At 41.9% G+C, this 10,465-nt stretch carries 11 protein-coding genes; 2 read left to right on the top strand and 9 right to left on the bottom strand.

What is annotated here, in order from left to right; translation table 11 throughout:
• Window positions 1–153: 153 nt before the first annotated feature.
• The 7 genes from HMPREF0549_RS06505 to HMPREF0549_RS06475 form a co-directional block, all read right to left on the bottom strand.
• On the bottom strand, window positions 154–1,086 hold the full coding sequence (locus tag HMPREF0549_RS06505; protein WP_003717481.1) for an NAD-dependent epimerase/dehydratase family protein: 933 nt from the start codon (window positions 1,084–1,086) through the stop codon (window positions 154–156).
• A 35-nt stretch (window positions 1,087–1,121) separates the two neighbouring features.
• A complete protein-coding gene (locus HMPREF0549_RS06500; RefSeq protein WP_003717480.1) occupies window positions 1,122–1,895 on the bottom strand; it encodes a tyrosine-protein phosphatase in 774 nt (257 codons plus the stop codon).
• 13 nt (window positions 1,896–1,908) lie between these two features.
• Window positions 1,909–2,670: a CpsD/CapB family tyrosine-protein kinase gene (locus HMPREF0549_RS06495; RefSeq protein WP_003717479.1), complete on the bottom strand. Its 762-nt coding sequence runs from the start codon at window positions 2,668–2,670 to the stop codon at window positions 1,909–1,911.
• A gap of 13 nt (window positions 2,671–2,683) precedes the next feature.
• Window positions 2,684–3,565 (bottom strand): YveK family protein, encoded by an 882-nt coding sequence (locus HMPREF0549_RS06490; RefSeq protein WP_040531478.1) that lies wholly within the window; start codon window positions 3,563–3,565, stop codon window positions 2,684–2,686.
• 182 nt (window positions 3,566–3,747) lie between these two features.
• Complete coding sequence (locus HMPREF0549_RS06485; RefSeq protein ID WP_040531476.1) at window positions 3,748–4,743, bottom strand: LCP family protein; 996 nt, start codon at window positions 4,741–4,743, stop codon at window positions 3,748–3,750.
• A 388-nt stretch (window positions 4,744–5,131) separates the two neighbouring features.
• Complete coding sequence (locus HMPREF0549_RS06480; protein WP_003717476.1) at window positions 5,132–5,536, bottom strand: hypothetical protein; 405 nt, start codon at window positions 5,534–5,536, stop codon at window positions 5,132–5,134.
• A gap of 101 nt (window positions 5,537–5,637) precedes the next feature.
• Window positions 5,638–6,357: a hypothetical protein gene (locus tag HMPREF0549_RS06475; RefSeq protein WP_003717475.1), complete on the bottom strand. Its 720-nt coding sequence runs from the start codon at window positions 6,355–6,357 to the stop codon at window positions 5,638–5,640.
• Between the two features lie 216 nt (window positions 6,358–6,573).
• Between HMPREF0549_RS06475 and HMPREF0549_RS06470 the strand changes: the two genes are divergently transcribed.
• Both HMPREF0549_RS06470 and HMPREF0549_RS06465 read left to right on the top strand, forming a co-directional pair.
• Complete coding sequence (locus HMPREF0549_RS06470) at window positions 6,574–7,146, top strand: sigma-70 family RNA polymerase sigma factor (protein ID WP_003717474.1); 573 nt, start codon at window positions 6,574–6,576, stop codon at window positions 7,144–7,146.
• A gap of 18 nt (window positions 7,147–7,164) precedes the next feature.
• A complete protein-coding gene (locus HMPREF0549_RS06465) occupies window positions 7,165–7,407 on the top strand; it encodes a hypothetical protein (RefSeq protein WP_003717473.1) in 243 nt (80 codons plus the stop codon).
• Window positions 7,408–7,670: 263 nt separating this feature from the next.
• On the opposite strand, the gene HMPREF0549_RS09765 is transcribed toward HMPREF0549_RS06465, so the two are convergent.
• Window positions 7,671–9,770 carry a hypothetical protein gene (locus HMPREF0549_RS09765; protein ID WP_050754870.1) on the bottom strand — a complete coding sequence of 700 codons (2,100 nt, stop codon included), beginning with the start codon at window positions 9,768–9,770 and terminating at the stop codon, window positions 7,671–7,673.
• Window positions 9,740–10,465: hypothetical protein (locus HMPREF0549_RS09915; RefSeq protein ID WP_003717470.1), on the bottom strand; the 726-nt coding region annotated here is incomplete at its 5' end. The genes HMPREF0549_RS09915 and HMPREF0549_RS09765, both read right to left, overlap by 31 nt.

The following is a 10,465-nucleotide window of genomic DNA, read 5'->3' as shown; positions in this document are numbered from 1 at the left end:
TACCAAAAATAATATCACAGACCCGTTTTCCAACTAATTTTGACTTTGGAACGGGTTCGCCAATCATTTTAAGAAAAGTAAATTGTTCTTCTTTTCTTTCGTTATCTTCTTTTCTTATCAATACTTGCACGTTAATATTCTCCCCTGAAAGATTTACTTTTTAGCGTAATAATCCCAATAGTTTTTTAATCCATCCTCAAGCGACCAGTGTGGTTCAAAACCAATCTCCTTCAAACGACTAATGTCAGCCTTCGACTTATTGATATCTCCATTACGGCTTTCCGCAAATTTAATTTTGATTTGCTTTCCTGATATTTTTTCATAAGTATGAATAACATCGATTAATGGCGTCTCACCACCATTTGCAACATTATATACTTTCGGTTCATTACTTTGTTTTGAAATCGTCATCAAAGCATTAACAACATCATCAACATACACAAAATCCCGTGTTTGTGAACCATCACCGTATAACGTGAATGGTTTATTTTCTTTCAGACACTTAGTAATGATTGAAAGTACCCCAGAATATGGTGAATCAGGATTTTGTCGTGGTCCGTATACATTAAAAAAACGTACAGCCGTTGTTGGTAAGCCATACAAATTCCCGTAATCAATGGTAAACCGTTCAGAAGCATACTTATCAATTGCATAGGGAGTCAATGGCTGAACATGTGAATCTTCCTGCTTAGGGAAATCTGGTAAGTTTCCATAAACAGCTGCAGAAGAGGTAAATAAGAACCGTTTAATTGGTAAATTCTGTTTTCGAATATATTCAAGTGTATCAACTACTGATTCCTGGTTTACCTCATGGGTTTCCAATGGCCGTTCTACTGAATCAGCAACACTCGATACAGCAGCTAAATAATAAATATAATCGAACTCTCTCTTGGTAAGTAGCTCATGCATAAATTGATGATCACAGACATCATGTTGATAAAAAGTAACATCAATATCATCTATATTCTCTTTACGTCCCATCGAAAGATTATCAACAATCGTAACATCTCGTCCCAACTTAACAAGTTTGTGAGCCAAGAATGAGCCAATAAATCCGGCTCCACCTGTGATTAATACCTTAGTCACTTTTATTTTCCTCCCCTATATTCGATAACTAACTCTTACCACCACAAGAAATGTTTCTTTTTCTTCAACGGTTGAACTTCATTCATCGGAACGTTTTCACCATTAATGATTGCTCGAGCATTCGCACCATATCGTTTAGCTAAATCTGGACTAAACTCTTGACTGAGCTTCTCAAATGCCTGGCTCATTTCATACTTTCGTCCTGGTAGATTATGGGCATCAGAAGCAAATAAGTAACCTTGGCCATTCTTAATTAACTGCCGACTAAAGTCTTCCACCTTCCTGCCAAACGTTCCCACGTAAGAGCTAGCAGTGATTTGCGATAGGCATCCTTTTTGCAATAACTGGTATAACAGATCTGGCTGTTCCATGATCTTGGTATTCCGTTCAGGATGGACAATTACCGGAACAATTCCCCGTTGCTGAAGTTCAAAGACCATCTGGTTGGTATAGTGTGGTACATCATTGTCCGGAAATTCGAGCATTAAGTAACGGTTATCTTCGTCCGCAAAGAGAATGTCATCCCGATCTAGCGCCTCAATCAGCTGCCCATTAATCCGCACTTCCTGTCCCGGAAAAACGGTTAACGGAATTTGATGCGCTTTTAATTGCTCCCGAAACTCGTTCGTCAATTTAATGACGTCCTGCTTATGGTTTACGTAACGACCATTCAGATGATGGGGCGTTAGTAAAGCATGGGTCACCCCATTCTCGACAGCTTCACTAGCAAGTCGCAATGAAATTTCCATATTCTTAGAACCATCATCAATTCCCGGAAGAAGATGACAATGTAAATCAACCATTACCATAACTGATCAGTCCTTACTTATTATCAGATGAATACCCGTATCCATAACCGTAGCCATATCCATAGCCGTAACCGTAAGCAGAGTCACCATTTCGACCAACATCGTTCATTACATAACCCAGGATGTTGGCGTGAGCCAGTTTTAACAGTTCAACTGAACGCTTCAAACCGGCCTTTTCTGTTTGCCCCATCTTAACAACTAAAACAACACCATCAAGATGACTAACTAATGCTTGGGTGTCTGAAACGGCAAGAATTGGCGGAACATCGAGAATCACAACATCATAACTTTGCTCTACACTGGCAATCAATGCCTGCATCCGTTGAGAATTCAATAATTCAGCAGGATTTGGCGGAATTGGCCCAGAAGTCAAAATTGATAAATTATCAATTTCAGTTTCCTTAATCATGTTAGTAATATCCATCTCAAGAGCATCACTAGTCAAAATGGTGGTTAACCCTTCACGATTTGAAATATTAAAGGTTTGGTGAAGTGTTGGTCGACGTAGATCGGCATCTATTAATAGCACACGTTTCCCGGCATTTGCCCAAACAACCGCAATATTATCGGTGACAGTTGACTTTCCTTCACTAATGTTGGCGGAAGTAAAGGCCAAGGTCTTGATTGGGTGATCAATCCCCATGAAGCTAATGTTTGTCCGGATTGTCCGGAATTGTTCGGAGATTACGTTCTTTGGATCCTTAACGGTAATCAATTTTGCCCCGTAGCGGATTGTTTCATTACTAGCGTTCGTTTTCTTCTTAAATAAGCTCATCTAGGTAACCTCCTTAAACCCGCCGGTGGTGATCATCAGAGCGACTAGTACCGATTCCATCTTGGTCAGCCCGCATTTGAATATGACCAACTGCACCAAGGTTGGTTAAACCAAGCTCATTAGTCAAGAAATCGTCACTCTTCACTGTGGTATCGGTTAATTCCTTAATTAAGACATAGGCAAAACTCAGCAAAAGTCCTAATACAGCTCCGGCTAAGGTAAAGAGCTTTTTATTAGGGAATGAAGGTGCTTTAGGTGTGTTCGCCCGTGAAATAATCGTCACGTTGTTAACTGACATAATGTGCTTAATCTGTTGCTTAAAGACAGAAGCAACGGTGTTAGCAATTGCCGCAGATTCTTCAGCGTTATTCGTCTTGGCATTCAAAGTGAAGACCTGAGAATTTTGCTGGGTCTGAACTGAAATGGCCTTCTTTAATTGAGCGGTTGTAACGTGGTAGGACTTACCATTTGTCCGTTCAACCACTGCTGGTTTAGCTGAGCGAACCAAGACCCGACGTCCATTGGCATTTCGTTCATAAACGGCCTTCTTAGCTGGAGTAATAACCCGAACTGGATTTTCCAACTGCTTACTGGCCTTGGAAAGGATCACTTGGTTAGTGATGATGTCCTTATAGGTATTGATCACCTGGATATCAGCTTGTTGGTTATTGTATGCTTGACCATCAGCGTTATCGTGCTTCTGGTTAACCAAAATTTGGGTTGAAGCTGTATATTGTGGGGTAATGACAAACTCAGCAACCACAAAACCAACAATCCCCATAATCACTGTCCAAAGGATGAACAGTTTGGCGTGATCGCGACAAATTTCCATTAACCGGTGCAAGTCAATTTGGTTTTCCCGACTTGCATTTTCGGTAGAACTATTAGTATTCACTTCTGATTCTCCTGTTGTTTAGATTTTTTATTCATTAATAAGGTAGAGTTTTTGTAGGCAATATAGTCAAAACGTGTTCGCCGTGACCGCAATCTCCGCCTAGCTATCCCGTCCTTGATTGCAAGACAATCATCGTCCGGGATTTTCTAGTGCTCGATTGCTAATTCGTCACGGCTCTCACTCTAATTCAAACTCTTCTGCAACAAATCGCTAATTCGTTGCCGTTCATCGTGGTTAACCACTTGGAAGGAAGTTCCGCCTTCGTTGTCGTTATCCCCTTCGGCATGGTCTTGAACGATATGATCACGGGCAGCGGAATAGTGCTGAGCGAGTCGCATCATATCGCGCATTGTCAGATCCGTTTGGGAACTATCCGCAATTGAATGTAAGAAGCTCCGGTTCAACACAGTCTTGTAAGAAACAGACTTCTTCAAGAGGGCCGCAATAATTAACCGTTGCCGTTGTTGACGACCATAGTCACCATTTGGATCCTCATGCCGCATCCGACTAAATGCGAGGGCTGCTTCTCCATTTAAGTGGTACTTCTTACCCTTTTGGAAGGAATGCCCCTCATAGCTAAAGGTTAATGGTGAAACAACATCAACACCGCCAACCTTATTAATGGCTTTTTCTAGGCCATTCATGTTAACTAACAGGTAAAAGTCAATTGGAACGTTGAATTCCTTTTGTACCGTGTTAATTGATTCCTTAACACCGCCGTAAGTGTAAGCAGCGTTAATCTTTGATGGCGAATATTCTGGATAACCGGGCAGATTAACCTTCATATCCCGTGGCAAACTAATAATCGTGGTTGTCTTTGTCTTCGGGTTAAGGGTCATGATCATCAAAGTATCTGTCCGTCCCTTATCGCTTCGGCCAAATTCACCAGTATCGGTCCCCATCAACAGGATTGATACTGGCTTCTTTTGTGCTAGTACTTTTTGTGCATTTCTCTTGGTATTTGCTCCTGAAGTGCTATACATATCTCCAGTAGTAACGCTGAGATTATGGTAAGCGACCCCTGCAAATATCAACAAGATCGCAACTAACACGCCAAAAATCGACCAAAAGATCTTCCATCCCCGTCGCATATGATGATGACGATGGTGGCGATGATGATGTTTGTGATGATGGTGCTTCTCTACGCTATTCTTTGAAGACCAATCATTTTCCGCCATACTCTTATCTCCCAACTAGTAATTTATTTAATTTTTCTATAAACTTTGACTTTCGTATCTTACCACTTTAATTTAGCTAATTAAAGGCATTCTAACAATAAATTAGAAGTCCATCAAAAATCATTTATCAAGGGAAAGACAATTAGAAGCGATCCCTTACCCCCCCCTAACGTGGAGTAACGCTCACATCTCTTGTCAGGATTGAGATTACCGAATCATTTAAGTAGGCAATCATAATTTATTTCTCTGAAAGATTCATCATATTAGTCAAATAAGCTCATCTTAAATTTAGCAAAATTTTATCGACCATTAACTTATTTTCCCATCAAAAAAGCATCCCCCACCTTTCAGTGCGGAATGCTCTGGTCCCCTATGAGACAACTTTTTATTAGATATTCATGTACTTGCGCACAACACCATCACGGAACTTAACTAACTCCTTTAAGTTAGCCACCCGTTCCGGTTCAACGATTAACTCTGGAATAATCTCTTCTTGATTATCCATCTGCTGGCGACCCCAAACGCTTAACGAAATCAACATATTTCGCAAGTCGTCGCCATCATTCGTCAATGTCCATTTCTCCTGATCATCTTTAATTGGGTTTACGACACCATTTTGCCGCAATTTTTGCAGGGCAAGTTCAATCTTCTCATCCGAACTCTCAATTAAAGTAGATAGTTCATCTTCATTGAAAGGTCGAAATCCTAACCAGAAAACAAGCCCAGCCAGATCAGAATCAGCGAGAATTTTCTTTGCATATTCAAAACCACTTTGTTTAGAATTACTCATCATAATAACACTTCCATGTCCTGTTTCGCTTTGAAAGTATCCCCCTTCAGTCAGATTCTAACAGATTATCAGACAAATTGTTAGTGTTGTGTACATAAACAACTTCAATATCGGGCAAGAATTCTTCGCAATTGCTTATAGAAGTCCGCAGTAAAGTCTTCCCCATAACACCGGTCCGCAGTCTGGCCAACTACTTTTAAAATTTGGTCCATGAAAACTCTTTCATATTGCTTCCGGTGCAGAAACTGTTCATGGTCGGTTGTCTCACAAGTAAAGCGGCCGACCTCATTGTTGCCAATGCCAAAACTATTGCAAAGGTTCTTTACCGATTCGAGCTGGATCTTGCCGACTTCATGGGCCTGATGAAGCAATCGTTCAAAGGTCTTCATACATGTCCCCACTGCTACCGTAATTAACTTTTGGCTACGGCACTTGAAAGTAATTAAAACACCATTATTTCCCTGATTACGCTGATAATGATCAACGTGGTGGGCCATATAATAGGCAACCCAGCAGTTTCCCCGACCGCACGTTGGCACCAATTCATAATGTCCAGCGATAATTCCCATCGTCTGCCCTTTAACGATACTATACAGCGTCTGCATCTCGATCTGGTGGACTCCAGCAAACTCCCCAAAATTCCGCAGAACTTCCTGTAGTCGTTGCTCCAATATCAGCTCTTCACCATCAATCGTCAAGATATACGTCCTCTTCCGATCGTATGGTGTCATTAACAATACATTATCCCATCGCGGCTGAAAGACCGTAGTAACTGAATAATTCTTAAGATCGCCTAGTCGTGAAATATCAATGATTTCATCCATGTAGGTACCCTCCCTTTCAAATTTCAAAAATGAACAAACCTCCGGCAAAGATTGCTCAATAATTAACGAATAATACAATATGCGATTATGCAACCGTTGTCAATGATTTTTTGAACCGGATTATTATTTTTCTATCATTCGCTCAGTCAGCGGCTTCTTGTTAAGTTAAGACTACTCAAGAGCTCTTGGGAATACTCTCACAAAGGATGTTTCCAAATGACAAATCAAAAATTAATTGACGGTCTCGTTTACTTATCGACAAACAAGCGAATTAATCTCGTTCACAGTGTTCTTAAACAGCTTCATATTTCACCGACTCATGACTGCTATGACGACTTCTTCCAAGAGGGCTGTCTCATTTTTAGTCACGCTTACACCAGTTTTCCCGACGATCCTAATAATCCGGAAAATGAACGTCGACTGATGAACTTTGCCTACAAGCGAATCTACTGGCGATTGCTGGATCAATTACGTCATCAATTCTGGGAAAAGGAACACCGGCTTGGCTCAATCAATGATGAATCACTGGACGAACATACTCTCAACCACTTCACTGCAGATCCCAATAGCCAACACAGTTTTGTCCACCGCGAAAACAACGACTTCTTCACCCAACTGAAAGCACACTGTTCACCAAACGAAAAACGCTACCTCCATGCCGTTTTACTTCTCGATCTCAAAGATAGTGAGATTGCTGAAAAGTACCATGTTTCTCGTCAAGCGGTTTATTCCTGGAAACGAGGAGTAATTAGGAAAGCCCGTGCGCTCGATTACCCGATTAGTTTATAATAAAAGCGAGGTGATAGCGTGAATCGTCATCAAACAAGCAATCAGGATCAGTGGTTCCACTCTCGCTATGACGGTGAAGACCGGGATGATGGTTGCCCAAATGAACTCAGCATCAAGCCAAGTCAGGAAGATGCCAGCCGACTAGAGATTCTTCTTACCAATGTCGGCTTCAAGGAAGAAACTTACGACAACACCTTCTCCCTTACAAGAGAAGATGCCCGACTACTTCAGGACTTCCTACAAAAATGGCTGAATAATTAGCAAAAAAGCAGGACTGTGACATAAGTACTTTTACCAAGTTTAAATACGAACAGCGCGGTACGCAAATGGGTTCCAGTGTCCGGTATAACCGAACTCTGGAACCCTATTTGCGCTCGCGGGGGCGTGAAAACGAAGTCATAAATGACTTCTGTCACGCTCCCGCCTTTTCAAATTTTAAAACAAAACAAGGGCTAACGGTGAAAACCATTAGCTCTTGTTTCTATTTCATGCGGAATTACTTCGCATTAGTTACTTAACACTTACTACTTGTTGTCATCCTTATGCTTCTTGCCGCCTGCGATGCCGAGAAGAGAAAACATTGCGGAGATGAAGCCAAGGTCAGCTAACATTTGAGCGTTACCAGTATTACCAGTTTGTGGTAATCTCATGTGACCCTTCTGACTAGCAGCTGCGCCATTACCAGTTCCGGTACCAGTAGCACCGTTACCAGCAAGACCTGCAGCACCGAAGTCAAGGCTTGATACAACTTGACCTGCACCTGTGCCGTAACCGAGGTTAGTAAGACCACCGTTACCAGCGAAGCCAGTATTACCAGTGTTGATTACACCGTTGCCATTATTAGCAGCACCGTTGTTACCGGCATTGTTACCGTTATTGCCTTGGTTGCCATTGTTCTTACCACCATTGATGCTGGTTGAAGTTTGGCCACCATTGCTACCGCTGATGCTTGAAGCGTTATTCAAACTTTCACTGAGGCTTGCGCTTTGTTGTACTGATTCACTAGCAGATTGTGATTCACTTGCACTGATACTCAAGCTCCGTGATGCTAGGTTATCGTTTGAAGTAGAGGTAGAAGCAGTCATTGAATTACTAGTTGAAGTGTTTGAACTAGAGTTGCTATCAGTTGAAGTACTTTGAGTCTTAGAATCAGCAGCATGTGATTCACTCGTGCTGTTATTACCGTTAGAAGCACTGAGGCTTGCGGATAATGATTCAGAGGCACTAGCGCTGATTGAGTCACTCATTGATTCGCTAGAACTGAGTGATTCACTTGCACTGATACTCAAGCTCCGTGATGCTAGGTTATCGTTTGAAGTAGAGGTAGAAGCAGTCATTGAATTACTAGTTGAAGTGTTTGAACTAGAGTTGCTACCAGTTGAAGTACTTTGAGACTTAGAAGTATCAGCATGTGATTCACTCGTACTGTTATTACCGTTGGAAGCACTGAGACTTGCGGATAATGATTCAGAAGCACTAGCGCTGATTGAGTTACTCATTGATTCGCTTGCACTGAGTGATTCACTAGTTGATTCACTTGCGCTGATAGATTCAGATTCACTCTTACTCATGCTTGCGCTATCCAATCCGGCATGTGATTCGCTCGTGCTGTTATCACCATTTGAAGCACTGAGGCTTGCAGATAATGATTCAGAAGCACTTGCACTAGCTGATGCGGATGCACTTTCTGAATTACTCAAGCTCATTGAAGCACTTTGACTTACTGAAGTTGAAGCAGATTCGCTAGAGCTGAGACTAGTTGAAGCACTTGTTGATGCGGAACGGCTTGCTTCGGCTTGTGAGTTCTTAGTGCTCAAACTCATTGATGCACTGTCAGATAATGATGTGCTCAAGGATTGACTTGCACTAGTTGATGCAGATTCACTAGCAGAAGTTGATGCGCTAGCACTTGCAGATGCACTGGCACTTTGTGAACCGCTAAGGCTAAGTGATGCGGATGCGCTCGTACTCATTGAAGTTGAAGTACTCAAACTTGCACTAGTAGATGCGCTTTGACTTGCACTAGCTGAAGCGGATTCACTTGAGCTGAGACTAGTTGAAGCACTGGTACTCAAGGAGTCAGAGATTGAAGTACTGTCAGATAATGATGTACTCAATGACCGGCTTGCACTGTCGCTAACACTAGTGGATACAGATTCACTATCGCTAAGTGAAGTGCTCAAGCTCCGTGATGTACTCAATGATGCACTAGCACTTTCACTAGTAGAAGCAGATTGACTGTTCTTGATTGAGTCTGAAGTTGAAGAACTGTCACTTAAGCTGGTGCTCAATGAACGACTGTCAGATACTGAAGTACTCAAACTCCGTGATGCACTGTCGCTAAGACTAGTACTCAAGGATTGGCTATCGCTCAAACTAGTACTCAATGATGCGGATTCGCTTGAACTGAGACTAGTTGTAGCGGAATCACTCAAGCTATCTGAAGTTGAAGTACTCTTGCTGAATGATGTACTCATTGAAGCACTAGCACTTTGACTAGCAGATACAGATTGACTGTTCTTGATTGAGTCAGAAGTTGATTCACTAGCTGATACGGAGTCGCTCTTTGAAGTACTGTCAGATACTGAGGTACTCAAGCTTGAAATGCTGGTTGATAGCTGCACTTAACCACCTGATTATCTTTCAGGTAAATCAAAACAGTAATTTCATCCAATTGACCAGTATAGCCTGATAACTGAACAAGGTTAATCTCCCCAGTTGCCGGATCGATTTGTGCCTTGCCAACGGTTTGGCCATTAGCGGTCACGTTAATAATCGTCGTATTACTGCCATCCTTAGTGAAGAAGACTTGCTGAACATTAGCCTTCTTTAATGGGACATCAGTATCTCCAGCATGAAAAACAACTTGATCCTTTTGGTGGTCAGCAGAATGAACAACTGCCGGTTTTAAGATTGTGGTAACGTAATCGACCGTATGCCGATCGCCATTAACGGTTGTCACACTCAGCTTAACCGGAGCAACTTTACCACTAAATCCGATTGCCGGAACTACATTAATCGCGTTTCCAACGATCTTAAACAGGTTGCTCTCGCCATTAGCTAAAAACTGTTTTAGCTTCGAAGCATTTGATTGCTTGCCGTTAATGACAAAATAAATCTCCCGGACTGGGATTTGAAGAACCCTTTCACCATCTTGACCATCAATTTCTTTAGCAACAACTTGCTCAGCCTTTGCCTTGACTGCTGCAGGATTAACTAATGCTGGTGTTTGCGGCTGGGTGATAGAAATTGTTTGAATTTTCTTTCCAGCAGATTCCGTGACCGTTTGCTGAACGTCCGGTTCTGTCGTTAATTCATT

This window comes from Limosilactobacillus vaginalis DSM 5837 = ATCC 49540, assembly GCF_000159435.1.
Classification (GTDB): domain Bacteria; phylum Bacillota; class Bacilli; order Lactobacillales; family Lactobacillaceae; genus Limosilactobacillus; species Limosilactobacillus vaginalis.
This window is presented reverse-complemented; position numbering and strand designations above follow the sequence as displayed.

Coding starts and splice junctions, on each gene's coding strand:
- HMPREF0549_RS06500 (WP_003717480.1), bottom strand. CDS start 1,895: ATGGTAATGGTTGATTTACATTGTCATCTTCTTCCGGGAATTGATGAT.
- HMPREF0549_RS06495 (WP_003717479.1), bottom strand. CDS start 2,670: ATGAGCTTATTTAAGAAGAAAACGAACGCTAGTAATGAAACAATCCGC.
- HMPREF0549_RS06485 (WP_040531476.1), bottom strand. CDS start 4,743: ATGGCGGAAAATGATTGGTCTTCAAAGAATAGCGTAGAGAAGCACCAT.
- HMPREF0549_RS06480 (WP_003717476.1), bottom strand. CDS start 5,536: ATGATGAGTAATTCTAAACAAAGTGGTTTTGAATATGCAAAGAAAATT.
- HMPREF0549_RS06475 (WP_003717475.1), bottom strand. CDS start 6,357: ATGGATGAAATCATTGATATTTCACGACTAGGCGATCTTAAGAATTAT.
- HMPREF0549_RS06470 (WP_003717474.1), top strand. CDS start 6,574: ATGACAAATCAAAAATTAATTGACGGTCTCGTTTACTTATCGACAAAC.